This window comes from Pseudosporangium ferrugineum (assembly GCF_003002065.1).
Classification (GTDB): Bacteria; Actinomycetota; Actinomycetes; order Mycobacteriales; family Micromonosporaceae; genus Actinoplanes; species Actinoplanes ferrugineus_A.
In genome coordinates, this window is sequence record NZ_PVZG01000007.1 from 305,985 (window position 1) to 321,506 (window position 15,522).

The 15,522-nt window shown below is 72.2% G+C and carries 13 protein-coding genes; 9 read left to right on the top strand and 4 right to left on the bottom strand.

Annotated elements, in window-relative coordinates; translation table 11 throughout:
• Nucleotides 1-34 precede the first annotated feature (34 nt).
• Nucleotides 35-1,189: an NHL repeat-containing protein gene (locus CLV70_RS17515; RefSeq protein WP_245908288.1), complete on the top strand. Its 1,155-nt coding sequence runs from the start codon at nucleotides 35-37 to the stop codon at nucleotides 1,187-1,189.
• Between the two features lie 123 nt (nucleotides 1,190-1,312).
• Here CLV70_RS17515 and CLV70_RS17520 read toward each other — a convergent pair whose 3' ends face one another.
• Nucleotides 1,313-2,215 (bottom strand): M23 family metallopeptidase, encoded by a 903-nt coding sequence (locus CLV70_RS17520; protein WP_106127570.1) that lies wholly within the window; start codon nucleotides 2,213-2,215, stop codon nucleotides 1,313-1,315.
• A 36-nt stretch (nucleotides 2,216-2,251) separates the two neighbouring features.
• Between CLV70_RS17520 and CLV70_RS17525 the strand changes: the two genes are divergently transcribed.
• On the top strand, nucleotides 2,252-2,641 hold the full coding sequence (locus CLV70_RS17525; RefSeq protein WP_425440175.1) for a hypothetical protein: 390 nt from the start codon (nucleotides 2,252-2,254) through the stop codon (nucleotides 2,639-2,641).
• A 103-nt stretch (nucleotides 2,642-2,744) separates the two neighbouring features.
• Complete coding sequence (locus CLV70_RS40135) at nucleotides 2,745-2,912, top strand: hypothetical protein (RefSeq protein ID WP_170148628.1); 168 nt, start codon at nucleotides 2,745-2,747, stop codon at nucleotides 2,910-2,912.
• 207 nt (nucleotides 2,913-3,119) lie between these two features.
• On the opposite strand, the gene mtnA is transcribed toward CLV70_RS40135, so the two are convergent.
• The 3 genes from mtnA to CLV70_RS17540 all read right to left on the bottom strand — a co-directional run bounded on the left by mtnA (nucleotide 3,120) and on the right by CLV70_RS17540 (nucleotide 7,176).
• A complete protein-coding gene (gene mtnA, locus CLV70_RS17530) occupies nucleotides 3,120-4,082 on the bottom strand; it encodes an S-methyl-5-thioribose-1-phosphate isomerase (protein ID WP_106127572.1) in 963 nt (320 codons plus the stop codon).
• A 317-nt stretch (nucleotides 4,083-4,399) separates the two neighbouring features.
• The gene (locus CLV70_RS17535; protein ID WP_106127573.1) at nucleotides 4,400-6,070 is read right to left on the bottom strand and encodes a DUF885 domain-containing protein; all 1,671 of its coding nucleotides are present in this window, start codon (nucleotides 6,068-6,070) and stop codon (nucleotides 4,400-4,402) included.
• Between the two features lie 38 nt (nucleotides 6,071-6,108).
• Nucleotides 6,109-7,176, bottom strand: a complete 1,068-nt coding sequence (locus tag CLV70_RS17540; RefSeq protein ID WP_106127574.1) for a PHP domain-containing protein — start codon at nucleotides 7,174-7,176, stop codon at nucleotides 6,109-6,111.
• A 141-nt stretch (nucleotides 7,177-7,317) separates the two neighbouring features.
• On the opposite strand from CLV70_RS17540, the gene CLV70_RS17545 reads away from it, so the two are divergent.
• From CLV70_RS17545 to CLV70_RS17570, 6 genes are all read left to right on the top strand, one after another.
• Nucleotides 7,318-9,159 (top strand): M48 family metallopeptidase, encoded by a 1,842-nt coding sequence (locus tag CLV70_RS17545; protein ID WP_106127575.1) that lies wholly within the window; start codon nucleotides 7,318-7,320, stop codon nucleotides 9,157-9,159.
• Nucleotides 9,160-9,960: 801 nt separating this feature from the next.
• Complete coding sequence (locus CLV70_RS17550) at nucleotides 9,961-11,025, top strand: hypothetical protein (protein ID WP_106127576.1); 1,065 nt, start codon at nucleotides 9,961-9,963, stop codon at nucleotides 11,023-11,025.
• Nucleotides 11,012-13,846 (top strand): nitrate- and nitrite sensing domain-containing protein, encoded by a 2,835-nt coding sequence (locus tag CLV70_RS17555; protein WP_106127577.1) that lies wholly within the window; start codon nucleotides 11,012-11,014, stop codon nucleotides 13,844-13,846. The genes CLV70_RS17550 and CLV70_RS17555 overlap by 14 nt, the downstream gene beginning before the upstream one ends.
• A complete protein-coding gene (locus tag CLV70_RS17560; protein WP_106127578.1) occupies nucleotides 13,843-14,313 on the top strand; it encodes a roadblock/LC7 domain-containing protein in 471 nt (156 codons plus the stop codon). Before CLV70_RS17555 ends, CLV70_RS17560 begins: the two co-directional genes overlap by 4 nt.
• A gap of 52 nt (nucleotides 14,314-14,365) precedes the next feature.
• A complete protein-coding gene (locus CLV70_RS17565; RefSeq protein WP_106127579.1) occupies nucleotides 14,366-14,836 on the top strand; it encodes a DUF742 domain-containing protein in 471 nt (156 codons plus the stop codon).
• Nucleotides 14,814-15,446 (top strand): GTP-binding protein, encoded by a 633-nt coding sequence (locus CLV70_RS17570; RefSeq protein WP_106127580.1) that lies wholly within the window; start codon nucleotides 14,814-14,816, stop codon nucleotides 15,444-15,446. The genes CLV70_RS17565 and CLV70_RS17570 overlap by 23 nt, the downstream gene beginning before the upstream one ends.
• Nucleotides 15,447-15,522: the final 76 nt, after the last annotated feature.

Below are 15,522 nucleotides of genomic sequence, written 5' to 3' on the forward strand. Positions count from 1 at the left end.
AGATAACCTGCATCAATACAGTTACGTTCGGGAAGTGACGTACAGGGGCAAACTTCGCAAGCAGTGCATGGTCGTTCTGGCGGCCGTCGGTGCGGTCCTCGCCACGGCGGCGGCTCCCGCGCAGGCGGCGCCGTCGACCACGTCGGACGCCGTGCCGAGCTTCAACGGGACAGTGCTGGCCGTGGCGTACTCGGGCAGCACGGTCTACATCGGGGGCGACTTCACGTCGGCCATCGTCAAGGGCAAGAGCTATCCGCGGACCCGGCTCGCGGCGGTCAACGCGTACACCGGCGAACTGCTGCCCTGGGCGCCCACCGCGGACGCCCGGGTCAAGGCGATCGCCCTCAACGGCACGTCCGTCTACATCGGCGGCGAGTTCAACTACGTCAGCGGCCAGAAGCGGGACAGCCTGGCCCGGCTCGACGCGACCAGCGGCGCCGTCTCCACCACGTTCAAGCACGCGATCGACGGCAAACCGTACGCCCTGGCCGCCGCGAACGGGCGGCTGTACGTCGGCGGCACGATCACCAAGGTCAGCGGCCAGGTACGCACCCGGCTCGCCGCCTTCGACCTGGCGACCGGCGCCCTCGACGCCGCCTGGAAGCCGATCGTCGACGACCAGGTCGAGGCGCTGGCGACCGCGAGCGGCCGGGTCTACGTCGGCGGCAAGTTCCACAAGGTCAACAGCACCAGCGGGTACGACCGCCTGGTCGCGCTGGACCCGGCGTCGGCCGCCATCGTCACCGGCTTCAAGCCCAAGCCGGCGGTGATCGTCTTCGCGATCGCGGTCACCGCCGACAGCGTCTATACCGCGCACGGCGGGCAGGGCGGCACCGCGGCGGCGTACACGCTCACCGGCGGCAAGCGCTGGAGCGCCACCTTCGACGGCGATGCGCAGGCGGTCACCACCCTCGGCGACACCGTGTACGTGGGCGGTCACTTCGACCACGCGTGCCGCACCACCCGTACGGGAACCCAGGGTGTGTGCCTCGACGGCCAGGACGACCGGGTCAAGCTGGCGGCCCTCGCCGTGGACGACGGGCACCTGCGGGACTGGGCGGCGAACATGAACGGCATCGAGGGTGTCCTCACCCTGGCGAACAACCCGGCCCTGGACGCCTTCGCCGCCGGCGGCGCGTTCACCACCATCAACGGGGTGTCGCAGAAGCGGTTCGCGCAGTTCAGCTGAGCTTTCCTCGCAGTATCAGGGCCGCATCCCCGGGCGAGGGTGCGGCCCTGCCGCTCAGGCGTCCCCGGGCGGGGGCGCGGCCCTGGCGCTCAGGCGTCCCGGGCGTGGGCGCGGCCGTGCCGCTCAGGCCCGGCAGTTGTGCGCGGCCTTCCACGACTGGACCTTGGCCACCGGGCTCTTGTTGCCGCCCTTGCGCCACGACGTGAGGTAGGTCGCGGGCCAGATCACACCCCGCCGCACCTTCCAGTCGCCGACCTTCGCGCACGGCGGCGAGATGCCGTAGTGCAGGTGGCACACCCCGTTGGCGTTGCCGGTACGCCCGACCTTGCCGAGCCGCTGACCCGCCTCGACCCGTACGCCGGCCCTGATCCCGGCCTGCACCTTGCTCAGGTGCGAGCCGTAGTACCGCACGCCGTCGTCGCCGAGGATCGACACGGACAGCCCGCCGTTCAGGGGCCCGTCGGGGCGACCCTTCACGTACTCGTCCCTGAGGCTCACCTCGAGCACGACGCCGCTGGTCGTGGCGACGGCCGGCTCCCCGCAGTCGGCGAAGATGTCGGTCGCCGGATACTTCGAATGCGTCGGATGGAACGCCACGTTCGACGCCTTCACCGGGAACACGTGCCGCACGTCCTCGGGCTTGCTCGGCGTCGCGGGCGGCTTGCTCGGCGCCGCGGGCTCACTCGGCGGCGCGCTGACCTTGTCGGTGGCGGCGGGCGACGGGGGCACGGCCGTGGTCGCGGCCACGGACGGCTCCACGAACTGCGGCGTCACGGTCGGCGCGGCCCCGCCCCCCGGCTCACCGCAGGCGGCGAGCGAGAGCGCGGCGACGGTCACGACCGAGAGAGTTCGCAGGGAAACCACGGCGCCATCCTGGCAGAAGTAGCCCGGTCCCGCAGGCTCGTCGTCTCCGGGCTTGCGGCGGCGCCGTCGCTTCTCGGGCGTCGCTTCTCGGGGCGCTGTGCTCGGACCCGCGCTTCTTGTGGGGCGATGCTGGATAGGGTGGGAATGCGGCGTCGCGCCCATCCCGGGCCGCGGCGACCGGGACGCCGGGAGGATGGCATGACGGAGCAGCACGGAGGGTGGCCGGCCGCGACCCCGCCGCCCGGATGGTTGCCACCGCCGCCCATGCCGCAGTCCCCGCCGAGCCTGCCGCTGCGCCCGATCTACCGCGAGCCCCACCCGATCCGGACGGCGTCGGTGCTGTCCGGCCTCGGCGCCGCGGCGATCTGGTTCGCGCTCTTCGGCGCCCTGGGCCGCGACCTTTTCGGGTACGCCTGGTGGACCGTCGCCGCGGCCGTCTCCGCCTGGCTCGTGGCCGCCTACCTGACGCTCTTCGGCGACCGCGGCGCGGCCCTCGGCGTGGCCCTGGTGAGCGGCGTCGGCCTGTCCGTCGCGGCCACCTTCGTGGGTGCGAGGTGGATCACCACCGACGACTGGCCGCTATGGTGAATGTCCGGCTCTGCGCCGATCTGTGATCGACGCGAAGTACCGCCCTGGTGGCGCAGCGCACTCGCCCTTGACGAACGCTTTACGGCTCGGCAGTCTCGGCCCCATGGCCCACGTACCGCAACGACTCGACCCGGATCGTCGCCGTCGCAGGCTCGAGCTCCTGGCCGCCCTCGCCGACGCCAAATCGGCCCGCGAGCACACCCAGCCACCCCGCCTCCGCGGCGCCCGCATCCGCGAACTGATCGCCAACCGCCGCCGCCTCGCCAACTGACGGCAGCCCCTCCCCGCACCCACCGCATTCCGGGCCCACCGCATTCCGGGCCCACCGCTTCAGTCCGCCGCCGCTTTGACCAGGCCGCAGCTTCGACCAGGCCGCCGCTTTGGCCGGGCCGCCGCTTTGACCAGGCCGCCGCTTTGACCAGGCCGCGCTTCGGCAGGGCCCACCGCTTCGGGCGGGCGGCAGCTTCCCGGCGTCGGCCTACAACTTCTCGCCACGGTCGAGGCGCACGACCCTCCGGTCCGTCACGATCGCGGTGACCAGGTCGTGCGGGGTGACGTCGAAGGCCGGGTTGACCGCCGCCGAGAAGGACGTCACCTCCGCCGCTCCCCGGTCCTCGATCTCCACCGCACCCCCGTCCGGCGTGTCCATGTCCACCGTCGACTCGGGCGCGACCACCACGAACGGCACCCCGGCCCGCTGCGCTCCGAGCGCGTGCGCGTACGTGCCGACCTTGTTGATGACGTCGCCGTTGGCGCAGATCCGGTCGGCGCCGAGGATGACCGCGTCGGCCTCGCCGCGGGCCAGCAGGAACGGCCCCGCCGAGTCGACCGAGACCCGGAACTCGATGCCCGCCTGCTCCAGCTCCCACGCGGTCAGCCGGGCGCCCTGCAACAACGGCCGCGTCTCGCTGGCGATGACCCCGCCCAGGGTTCCGCGCCGCTGCAACTCGAACACCACGCCCAGCGCCGTACCGCCGACGACCGCGGCCAGCCCGCCGGTGTTGCAGTGCGTCAACACCCGCGGCCGCCCGCCACACAGCTCGGCCAGCAGGTCAGCCCCCAGCACCGCCATCGCCGCCGACGCCGCGATCTCCTCGTCCCGCACGACGCACGCCTCGGCCAGCACCCCCTCGAACCCGTCCCCGAGCCGGCCCGCGGCCCGCCGAGCCCCCCGGGCAAGATTCACGGCGGTGGGCCGGGCAACTTCCACGTCCCGTACGGCCCGAGCCAGCCCCACGGCATCCCCGGCGAACTCCCGGGCCGCCAGTGCCACCCCGAACGCCCCGGCCACCCCGAGAGCGGGAGCCCCCCGCACGGCCAGCGACTGGATGGCCGCGATCAGGTCGGCGACCGCGGTCACCCGCAGCACCTTGAGCTCGCCGGGCAGAAGCGTCTGGTCGATGAGCTCCACGGCCCCATCGACCCAGTCAATCGTCCGCATGCGCCGCAGCCTATCCACGCCACCCCACCCACGACCCCCGGGTGCAACCCACCCGAGGAGCGACAAGGTGGGAGCCGGCGAGGCGAGAGCGCCGCGACCACCCCGGCGGTCAGCCACGACCGGCCGACCCAGCCCACGGACCGGCGGTCAGCCACGACCGGCCGACCCGGCCCACGGACCGGGGGTCGACCACGACCGGCCGACGCGGCCGACGGACCGGGCCGGGGACAGCCCACAGCCGGCCCGGCCAACCACGGCCGGCCCGATCAGCGCACGGCCGGCCGGCCGGGTCACGGCCGAGGCGGTCAGTGCCCGGCTCACAGCCGCGCCAGGGCTTTGCGGAGGGGGTCGAGGCCGAGCGCGCCCAGGTTCAGCGCGTCGCGGTGGAAGTCCTTCAGGTTGAAGTCGGCGCCCTTGCGGGCCTGGGCATCCGCGCGGGCCTGCAGCCAGATGCGTTCGCCCACCTTGTACGACGGGGCCTGGCCCGGCCAGCCGAGATAGCGTTTCCACTCGAAGCGGAGCACGTCCTCCTGCATGCGGCAGTGCTGGCGCAGGAACTCCCAGCCCAGCTCCGGCGTCCAGCGCTCGCCCGGGTGGAAGCCGAACGGGTTGTCGCGGGGGATCTCGAGTTCGAGGTGCATGCCGATGTCGACGATGACCCGGGTCGCGCGCAGCGCCTGGCCGTCGAGCATGCCGAGGCGGTCGCCCGGGTCGGCGAGGTAGCCGAGGTCGTCCATGAGGCGTTCCGCGTACAGGGCCCAGCCCTCGCCGTGGCCGGAGCACCAGCAGAGCATGCGCTGCCAGCGGTTGAGCAGGTCGGCGCGGTGGATGGTCTGGCCGATCTGCAGGTGATGACCGGGCACGCCCTCGTGGTAGACCGTCGAGGTCTCGCGCCAGGTGGAGAACTCCGTCTGGTTCTCCGGCACCGCCCACCACATGCGACCGGGACGGCTGAAGTCCTCGCTCGGTGCCGTGTAGTAGATGCTGCCGTCGCTGGTCGGCGCCAGGCACGCCTCCACCGTCAGCACCGGGGCAGGAATGTCGAAGTGGGTGCCGTTCAGCTCGGACATCGCCTTGTCGGCGGTCGCCTGCATCCAGTCACGGAAGGCCTCCTTGCCGGCGATGCGCCGGGCCGGGTCGGCGTCGAGGACCTCCACGGCCCGGTCGACCGTCGCGCCCGAGCCCGCGATCTCGGCGGCCACCGACCGCATCTCGCGCTCCAGCCGGGCGAGCTCCTCGAAGCCCCAGGCGTACGTCTCCTCGAGGTCGATCTTCGCCCCGAGGAAGTACTGCGAGGCGCGGGCGTACCGTTCGCGGCCCGCCGCCTCCTTGTCGCGGCCGAGCGGGGCCAACTCCGTACGCAGGAATTGCCCGAAGCCCGCAGTGGCCGCCGTGGCCGCGGCAGCGTTGCGTTGCAGCTCCGCGAGGAGCGCTCCCTGCGCGCCGAGCCCGTCGGCGAGGCCGTGGAAGAAGTTGTCGCGGGCGGGGTCGGCCCACGCGGCGCACTGCTCGGCGACCGCGATCATCTGGGTCCGCGCGCTCACGTTGCCCTTCGCGGCCTCCTCGAGCAGGCTGCGTTTGTACTGCTCGAGCGCCTGCGGGAAGCCGCCGAGGCGGGCGGAGATGTTGGCCACCGCCTGCTCGCCCTGGATCGGCATGAGGTCGAACACCATGCGCAGGCCGTGCAGGGCGCTGGAGATGACGTTGATCTCGCTCGCGGTGTCGCCGGCCTCGTAGCGGACGAGGTCGAGGCCCAGCCGCTCCTGCATCGCGTCCTTGGCGACGTTCTCCGCCTCGGTCTCGGGCTCGAGGAGGTCGAGCTCGGCCAGCGTCCGCCGGACCAGGTCGGCCTGCGCGCCGAAGCCTTCCGGCGACAGGTCGTCGAGCTTGTCGTCGTGGTCGGGCACGCCGATGAACGTGGCGCCCGTCGGGTTGAGCGGTGCCCACTCGGTGACATAACGGTTGGCGAGGTCATCAATCTGTCCCACGCGCCGACCCTACGGGAGACCACCGACAATTCGCTGACCTAATCCACAGGGGCGTGACCGGCCGTCCAGGACAGCAGCTTGTCGGTGGTCCAGGTATTCACCACCCGGTCGATGGGTACGCCGCAGAGCGCCGCGCGTTCGCAACCGAAGCGCTGCCAGTCGAGCTGACCCGGCGCGTGGGCGTCGGTGTCGATGCTGAACAGGCAGCCGGCCTCGACGGCGACCGTGAGCATGCGCTTGGGCGGATCGAGCCGGTCGGGCCGCGAGTTGATCTCCACGGCCTTGTCGTGCTCGACGCAGGCGGCGAGCACCTTCTCCACGTCGAAGGTGCTCGGCGGGCGGGTACGGCCACCGCGATGCGCCCGGTCGCCCTCCCCCGCGGCGGACACCTTGCGCCCGGTCAGGTGGCCGAGGATGTCGAGGTGCGGGTTGGCGATCGCGGTGAGCATCCGGCGCGTCATCTTCGGCGACTCGTCCCGCAGGCCGCTGTGCACCGATCCGACCACGACGTCCAGCCGGGCCAGCAGCTCGTCCTCCTGGTCGAGGGAGCCGTCGGCGAGGATGTCGACCTCGATGCCGGTGAGGATGCGGAAGCCGTCGGGCAGGGCGTCGTTCAGCCGCGCGACGTGGTCGAGCTGGTCACGCAGCCGGTCGGCGCTGAGCCCGTGCGCCACGGTCAGGCGCGGCGAATGGTCGGTGAGCACCAGATATTCGTGGCCCAGCTCGACCGCGGCGAGCGCCATCTCCTCGATCGGTGAACCGCCGTCCGACCAGTCGGAATGGGCGTGGCAGTCGCCGCGCAACGCCTCGCGCAGCGCCGCGGCCGCGCCCTTGAGATCGGTGCCCTCGGTGCTCTCCAGCCGCCGCAGGTAGACCGGCTCCTCGCCGCTGAGCGACTCGGTGATGCAGCGCGCGGTCACGTCGCCCACCCCGGGCAGCTTGGCGAGCGTGCCCTCGGCCGTCCGCTGGGCGAGCTCCACCGGCGAGAGCCCGACCACCGTACGGGCGGCCGATCGGAACGCCTTCACCCGGTATGTCGCCTCGTTGGCGCGCTCCAGCAGAAACGCGATGCGCCGCAGGTCAGCGGCCGGATCCCGAGATGCCATGCCGCCCAGCGTAGGGGGTGATCAGCGTTTTCATCGGTTGTCCACAGGCACCGGCGAACGGGGTTGCCGGCCGAAGATCACTGTCGGTATCTTCCTCGCGCCGCGGCGGGCCCGCGGCGTCACGGGGGAAAGGAACCATCGATGTTTCGTGCTGCCGCATCCGTGGTGATGCTGCTCGGCTTCTACGTCGTCGCGCTGATACAGCTCGCCGCCGTGCTCGCCTTCGTCGTATGGGCGGCGATGGAGCACCACGCCGCCGTCGGCCTCAAGCTCGGCCTGCCGCTGCTGCTCGCAGTCGGCGCCACCGTCGTCGGGCTGTGGCGGGCCGTCCGGACCCGCCCCGAGCCGATGCACGGGCTCGTCGTCACCCCGCAGGGCGCGCCGGAGCTGTGGCAGACGGTGCACGCCCTGGCCGCCGAGGTGGGCACCCGCACCCCGGACGAGATCCGGCTGGTCCCCGAGGTGAACGCCGCGGTCAGCGAGGACACCAAGCTGCTCGGCCTGATCGGCGGCCGGCGGCGTCTCTACCTGGGCATGCCGCTGGTGCAGGCGCTCTCGGTCGATCAGCTGCGGTCGGTCGTCGCCCACGAGCTCGGGCACTACTCCGGCCGGCACACCCGGCTCGGTGCGGTGGCCTATCGGGGGCGGCTCGCGATCGGCGGCACCATCAGCCGCATCGGGCGCTGGAATCCGGTCGGCATGGTGTTCCGCGGCTACGCGCGGCTCTACCTGCTCGTGGACAACGCCGCGTCGCGCCGCCAGGAGCTCGACGCGGACCGCGCCTCCGTGCGGGTCGCGGGTCCCGAGGTCGCCATGTCCGCGCTGCGCGAGCTTCCGGTCATCGACGCGGCCTGGGACTTCTACTTCGGACGGTACGTCGCCTCGGGCTGGGAGGCCGGGTATGCGCCGGACGACTTCTTCGGCGGGTTCGGCCAGCTCTTCGCCGCCCGCGGGGAGGAGCTGGCGGAGCTGCGCGACCAGGAGCCGGAGGAGCACAAGTCGCGCTGGGACACGCACCCGTCGACCGCGGAGCGGACCGCGGTGATGCGTACGGCGCCGCAGCCCGCGCACCCGGTCGACGGCCGCCCCGCCACCGCCCTGCTGCCGTCCGTCCAGGCGGCCGGGACAGCCCTGCAGAGCGAGGTCCTCGACGTCGGCGACCGCAAGGTTCTGCCGTGGCCGCAGTTCACCGCCGCGGCCGCCACCGCCCGGCTCCAGGTCACCGCCGACCGCCTGTTCCGGTCGCTGGGCCGGCTCACCGGCACCCCGGACCCGGGCCTGGCCGCACTGTTCGACCTGGTGGCGGCGGGCCGGCTCGGCGAGCTCGCGGAGGAGTTCTTCCCGGACGCCGGCCGCGACGAGGCGGCGGCCCGGTTCGCCGGCCTGATGGACATGCTGTTCGTGCTGGCGGCCATCCGGTCGGGCACCGCGTTCTGGCGGCACTCGTGGTCCGGCCCGGTGCGACTCACCGACGCCGCCGGGGCCGAGCTGGACTTCGAGGAGATCGCCAAGCTCGCCGTGTCGCCGGACACCCTGGAGGAGGCCCGCGCGCGCCTGGGCGAGCACGGCGTACGCGTGGAGGCGGCCGGCATCATCGAGCGCAAGGCCACCGCGAAGGGCTCGGACGTCATCGCGGCGATGGCCAACCTCAAGGTCGACGGCGCGCACACCGACCTGGTCCTGCTCGACCGCGGCTTCCTGTTCGTGCCGGGGCCCAAGTCGACCGACAACGGCAAGCAGCGGCTCCAGGAGCTGCTGTCGTCGGCGCCGGTCGAGCAGCTGGCCACCCGCTACCGCTTCGTGCCGTTCGAGGAGGTACGCGCCACCACCGTGACCAAGCGCACCCCGGCGAAGGCGGAGCTCCACCTGCACGACGGCACCGAGGTCGCGCTGGAGGAACGCTGGACCGGCGAGCAGCTCGGCGAAAGCCGCGACACCCTCCTCCAGGTCCTCGACCGCCTCGGCGGCAAACCCACCGCCTGACCCGCCGACGAACAAAGCCGGGCCCACGAACAAGACCGGCCACGAACAACACCGGCCCACGAGAAAGCCCGCCTACGGACGAAGCTGGCCCACGGACGAAGCCGGCCCACGGGACGAGCCGGTCTACGGATGAAGCCGGCCCACGCACCCGGGCCACCCCGGAGCCGGCCGCTCCGGGGCGACCGCCCGGACCCGGGCCGCTCGGCGCCGGCCGCTCAGGCCGGCTCCCGGAGGCCGCCTGGACCGAATGCCTGATTTGGGCGATCCGAACGCCCGCCCGGGCATCCACCGGGCGGATCATCCCAAAGATCCGTCCATATCGCGGGACAGAATCTGTATTCGATCAACTACTTATCGTGACTACCGGTAATTACGAGACGTGCTCTTTACCCATCGGTAACGCCAGTCGGATCGAACAGCGTACTCCATTGTGGAAATCTGTCGAGCGTCGAGGGGTTTCATCCGAGTCGCCGCTCACGGCGCTTTGAGCGCTGCTGAGCGGGGTCGCGGCCAGCAATAGGGGGTTTCGGTGGGAGGCGGCCAGGCCCGCGTACGACCAGGTAACCGTCGCGTCCATCCCCCGATCAGACGACACAAATCTGACCCTAAGAAAGGGGTCGCTTGATTATTTCCCGGATAGATTGACCCGGATCGGTGCGCCCGCACGGCTACGGAGGGTAGCTGCCAAAACGGTCTATCGCGGATGCATGGCGGAGGAATTGGGCAATGTCAGTCTCGGTGAATGACCGGCGAACCCGGACGCGCTCGGTGCTCGCGACGGTTTTGACGGTTTTGATACTTGTGCCGGCGGGCATTCTGTTCGCCCGGGTCTGGGGCGATGTCTCCGACCGCGAGGACAGCACCCGGCTCGAGCAGCAGGGCGTCGAGTACCTGACCGCCCTCGGTCCGCTGGTCAGTGCGCTCGCCGAGGCCCAGTCGTCGGCCCTTTCCGGCGTCTCCACGCCGCCCGCCTCGCTGACCGCCGCCGTCGCCGGTGTCGCCGCCGTGGACGACCGGGTCGGCGCCGACCTGCGGACGCAGGAGCGGTGGAACGGGCTGAAGCAGCGCATCGACCAGCTGCCGAAGGCCACCGGGGGCGCCGCCGCCGTCTTCCAGGCGCACGTCGAGGTCACCGACCTGGCGATGGCGCTGTACGAGGCCGTCCGCAACAACTCCGAGCTGGTCCGCGACCCCGACAACGACGTTTCGCACCTCCAGCAGGCGGTGGCCGTCGACCTGCCCACCGCCGTCGTGCAGATGAGCCGGATGGCCGACCTGAGCCAGCTCGTCGCCAAGGCGAACGCCACCCAGCAGGCGCAGCTCGGGCCGCAGTTCGGCGCCGCCGTGCTCGCGGTCAACACCTCGGTCAACAGCCTCACCGACAACCTTCAGGCCGCCGTCGACGACACCAACAGCCCGACGCTGAGCGGCAACCTGGTCAGCGGCCTCGACGCGTTCCGGCGCGGGGTGGAGCTGCTGACCCGCGGCGCCAACCCCAACGGAGCCCCGAGCGCCGCCACCATCGCCACGGCGCAGACCCGGCTGCAGGTGTCGCTGGGCAACCTCTCCGGGATCACGATGCGGGAGATGTCGCGCCTGCTCGACGACCGGCTCGACAGCCTCGGCTATCGCACCCTGGAGGCGCTGGCCGCCGCCGCGGCGGTCGTCCTGCTGGCCGCCGCGGCGATCGTGATGCCGCTGACCGGCCGGCGACGGGCCGGGGCGTCACCACCGTCGTCGCGCGTTCCCGGCGAGGACACCCGGGACATGACGGTACGGCCGGCCGGCGCCGACTACGACGGTTCGGTGCCCGCGTACGCGGAGGCCACCCCGACACGGCGGGAGCGATCCGGTGCTCTTCGGTAAGTTCCGCATCCTGGGCAAGCTGACGCTGCTCATGCTCGTACCGTTGATCGGGGTCGTCGCCCTGGCGGTGCCGATCGTCGTCAACCGCATCGACGTGGCGCGCGACGCCGACGACATCTCCGACGCCGTGCAGCTGGCCACCCAGGTCGGGTCCGCCGTGCAGGAGTTGCAGGAGGAGCGGCTGCTCTCGGTCGGCTACCTGTTCGGCCTGGTCCAGGAGCCGGAGCTCGCGGTGCAGAGCGCCAAGGCCACCGACCGCATCCAGGGCCTCAAGAATCTGGACCAGTCGCTGTCGCCGGGGCTCGCCAAGGCCGTCGACGACAGCGCCAAGCTCTCCGCGACCCGGGCCAACGTGCTCAACCGGACGCTGCGCCCCAACCTGATCGTCACCGACTTCTCCGGCGTGATCAACTCGATCCTCAACGAGCTGGCGCTGGTCCGGCGGGCCGACCTGACCACGTCCGCCGGCCGGCAGGTGTACGCCCTCGAGCAGGCCCTCCGCAGTGACGGCATGATCAGCGAGGCGTCCGGTTACCTGGCGGCGGCCGTGATGACGAAGAACGCCGGGCTCGTCCGGCTCTTCTACTCCACGCTGTTGCAGCTGCAGCTCGTCATCACCAACGCGCAGCCGTACTTCACCGACGCGCAGTACAAGCTCTACCTCGGCGCTCAGGACGCGTTCGCGTCCCGGGTCGGCACGCGCTTCCTCGTCGAGGCGGCGACCAACCCCGACTCGGCCATCAAGCAGCTGGACATCGCGACGCTGTTCCCGTCGCTGCGGTCCGTCATCGTCCTCGGCGGCTTCGTGGAGAAGCGCGTCGCCGCCGACGTGGACACGGCCGTGGCCGAGGAGCGGGACGCCGCGCTGCGTACGGCCGCCCTGGTCGGTGGCGGCTCGCTGCTGCTGCTCCTGCTGGTCGTCGCGTTGTCGCTGTTCATGGCCCGCGCGGTCGCCCGGCCGCTGCGCCGCCTGACGTCGTCCGCGGAACGGATCGCCCGCGCCGCCGAGGCCGAGCTGGAACGCGTGGCGGACGACGAGGCGGAGGCCGCCCGGCCGATCCGCCTCGACCCCGTCGACGTGGAGGCCCGCGACGAGATCGGCGACCTGGCCCGCGCCTTCGACCGGGTGCAGACCACCGCCGCCCGGCTGGTGGAACGCCAGGTGGCCGGCCGCCGCAACGTCGCCCAGATGTTCGGGCACGTCGGCCGGCGTACCCAGAACCTGGTCGGCCGTCAGCTGGCCCTGATCGACAACCTGGAGCGGCGCGAGACCGACACCGACCGCCTGCGCGAGCTGTACCGGCTCGACCACATGTCCAGCCGGTTGCGGCGTAATGCGAGCTCGCTGGTCGTGCTCTCCGGCGGGGCCGGCGCGAACGACCACATGGCGCCGCTGCCGCTGTCCGACGTCGTCCGTCTCGCCCTCGGTGAGATCGAGGACTACACGCGGGTCGACGTCGAGGTGCCCGAGGAGATCGTCGTCGTGCCGGCCGTCGTGGCCGACCTGACGCTGCTGCTCGCGGAGCTGATGGAGAACTCCACCTCGTTCTCGCCCCCGCACACCCGGGTCACCGTCACCGCCGCGGAGCTGCGCGGCGGTGCCCGGCTGGCCATCGTGGACCACGGCCTGGGCCTGGCGCCGGAGCGGCTGGCCGAGGAGAACGCGCGGCTGACCCGCCGCGAGCGCCTCGACCTCGCCCCGACCGAGGTGCTCGGCCTGTTCGTGGTCGGCCGTCTGGCCCGCCGGCACGGCATCGAGGTCACCCTGACCGACACGCACGACGGCGGCGTGACGGCGTGGGTCGACCTGAGTCCCCAGCATCTCGTGGCACGGCAGGAGCCGCTGCCCGTCCTCGCGCCGATCCACGCGACCGTGCCGAGCAGCCACACCGAGTTCGCGCCGCTGATCGCCGGCGGCGCGGCCCGGTCCGTGCCGGGCAGCGCGCAGCCCTTCGACGCCAACGTGCTCAACCGGGCCACCCGGACGCTCGAGGTGGCGCGCTCCTGGAACGCCTTCGCCGTACGGGCGACCGCGCCGCAGCTCGAGGCGGCGCCCACCGACGTCCGGGTGCAGCCGACCGTGCTGGAGGCCACGCCGGTGGCCGGCCGCTTCCCGGCGGCGCTGCCCGAGTTGCCGTCGGCGGGCCGCTACGCCGAGCCCACGCCTCCGGTGGAGGGCCCGGTCGTCATGTCGGCGGGCCGCAACGCCGAGCCGGCGCATCCGGTGGTGGAGGGCCCGGTCGTCATGTCGGCGGCCCCGGAGGCGGTGCGCCGCAACGACGCCGACTCGCTCTACCAGCGCCCGCAGCAGCCCGCGCCCGCACAGCAGCCCGCTCAGCAGCCCGCTCAGCCGGCGTCCCCGGCGATCGGACGGCAGCCGGTCGTACCCCCGGGGGTCGTGCCGCAGCCGCGCACCAGCCCGGAGGGGCGCAACGGCTCGGCCACGCCGCTGCGCCGGCGGGTTCCGGGCAGTCAGTTGCCGGCGGAGAGCGGGCCGAGGCTGGCCGCCGCGCCGCCGACCGCGGACGATGCGCTCGCCGCCCGGGAGGCCTTCGACGCGTTCGAGGCCGGGGTGTCGCGCGCCCAGTGGGACGTCATCGAGCAGGACATGGCCGCTCCGCCGGCCGTGGGTCATCCCCCGCTGACCCGGCGCGTGCCGGGCGCGACCCTGCCGGTCGGCGACCCGACTCCGACCCCGCCGGCCGCGCCGGCGCAACCGCTCGATCCGGACGCCGCCCGGGCCCTGATGGAGCAGTTCGAGTACGGCGTGGCCCGGGCAATGAACGAAACTCAGCCGCAACCCGAAGGACAACCGCGATGACTTCCCCCTACTCCACGGACACCGGCAATGGACGCGACTATGCGCAGTCGCAGCTCAGTGCGGAGGCGAAGACCTTCAACTGGCTGCTCGACTCGTTCACGTCCGGCACCGCCGGCGTCGTCGAGGCCATCGCCGTCTCCTCGGACGGGCTGCTCATGGCGATGTCGGCGATCAAGGACCGGCCCAACGCCGAGCGCCTCGCCGCGGTGGTCTCGGGCCTGACCAGCCTCGCCGGCGGCGCCGCCAGCTGGTACGCACTGGGCGGCCTCAACCGGGTCATCATCGACATGGCGGACGGCTACCTGCTGGTGACCACGATCAGTGCCGGCTCCGTACTGGGCGTGATCGCGGACCGGACGGCCAACCTCGGCACCCTGGCGTACGAGATGACGCTCTTCGCCACCCGCGCGGGCGGCGCCCTGAGCCCGCGCCTCATCGCCGAGCTGAAGAACGCCGTCCAGCAGTAGGACCGCCCGGCGGCAGAGTCGTCCAGCGACAGCGATGAGGACCGGTCACGACATGACGAATCCGGCCGAACCCGACGAACCGGACCGCCCGGCTGCGCCCGCTGTCCGGCCGTTCCTGCGCACTCCGGGCTCCGGTCCGGCGTACGCGCCGGCATCGGCTCCCGAGCCCGCGCCCGCGGTGCCGCCCGGAGAGCAGCCGGCCTCGTTGCGACCGTTCGTCATCACGTCCGGCAGGGTCGCCGGACAGGATGCCGGCATCGGGCTGGAGACGCAGGTCAGCGCCCTTCCCGGCGCGACCGGCGCGCGGCTCTCGCCGGAGCAGCGGGCCATCGTCCAGCTCTGCGGCGAACCGCTGTCGGTCGCGGAGATCTCGGCGCGGCTCCGGCTGCACTTCGGTGTGGCCCGGATCCTCGTCGGCGACCTCCGCGCCGCCGGCCACCTGGACGTTCACGTGTTGGAGAACGACTTCCCCGACCCCGAGACCATCATGCGAGTGATCCGTGGACTTCGATCCATATCCTGACCGCCGCGTCGTCGGCACCGCGCGGGTGCCCGGCGCGCCGCAGAAGACCACGCCCCCGGTGCCGGTCAAGATCATCGTTGCCGGCGGCTTCGGTGTCGGCAAGACGACGACCGTGGGCGCCATTTCGGAGATCTCGCCGCTGACCACCGAGGCCGAGATGACCCTGGAGGCGGTCGGCGTCGACGATCCGGGTCCGGCGACGGCCAAGACCACCACGACGATCGCGATGGACTTCGGCTGCGTCACCATCGACCAGACCCTGAAGCTGTACCTCTTCGGCACCCCGGGACAGTCCCGCTTCTCGTTCATGTGGGACGACCTGGTCCGCGGCGCGCTCGGCGCCCTGGTGGTGGTCGATACGTCCCGGATCGACGACTGCTATCCCGCCGTGGACTACTTCGAGCGCGCCGGGCTGCCGTTCGTGGTCGGCGTGAACACCTTCAACGGACAACTCGGCTATAACCTGGACGAGGTGCGCTGGGCGCTCGCTATCCGTGACGACGTACCCGTGTTGCAGTTCGATGCCCGCTACCGGGCATCGGTGCGCGACGCTTTGCTCGTGGTGCTGGATCAGGCCCTCGACAAGGCGATGCGGATGCGTTCGTCGTAAGGTGTGCGCCGATTCGCTGAGTACCCGGTTCCCAAACGGCCCATCGACCGTGCACAGTTGTACCGGGACTGCGTTG

What these genes read in the sequence shown, in the direction of transcription:
- CLV70_RS17520 (WP_106127570.1), bottom strand. Translation starts at nt 2,215, where the DNA reads ATGGGCGCGACGCCGCATTCCCACCCTATCCAGCATCGCCCCACAAGA.
- CLV70_RS17525 (WP_425440175.1), top strand. Translation starts at nt 2,252, where the DNA reads ATGACGGAGCAGCACGGAGGGTGGCCGGCCGCGACCCCGCCGCCCGGA.
- CLV70_RS40135 (WP_170148628.1), top strand. Translation starts at nt 2,745, where the DNA reads ATGGCCCACGTACCGCAACGACTCGACCCGGATCGTCGCCGTCGCAGG.
- mtnA (WP_106127572.1), bottom strand. Translation starts at nt 4,082, where the DNA reads ATGCGGACGATTGACTGGGTCGATGGGGCCGTGGAGCTCATCGACCAG.
- CLV70_RS17540 (WP_106127574.1), bottom strand. Translation starts at nt 7,176, where the DNA reads ATGGCATCTCGGGATCCGGCCGCTGACCTGCGGCGCATCGCGTTTCTG.
- CLV70_RS17545 (WP_106127575.1), top strand. Translation starts at nt 7,318, where the DNA reads ATGTTTCGTGCTGCCGCATCCGTGGTGATGCTGCTCGGCTTCTACGTC.
- CLV70_RS17560 (WP_106127578.1), top strand. Translation starts at nt 13,843, where the DNA reads ATGACTTCCCCCTACTCCACGGACACCGGCAATGGACGCGACTATGCG.
- CLV70_RS17565 (WP_106127579.1), top strand. Translation starts at nt 14,366, where the DNA reads ATGACGAATCCGGCCGAACCCGACGAACCGGACCGCCCGGCTGCGCCC.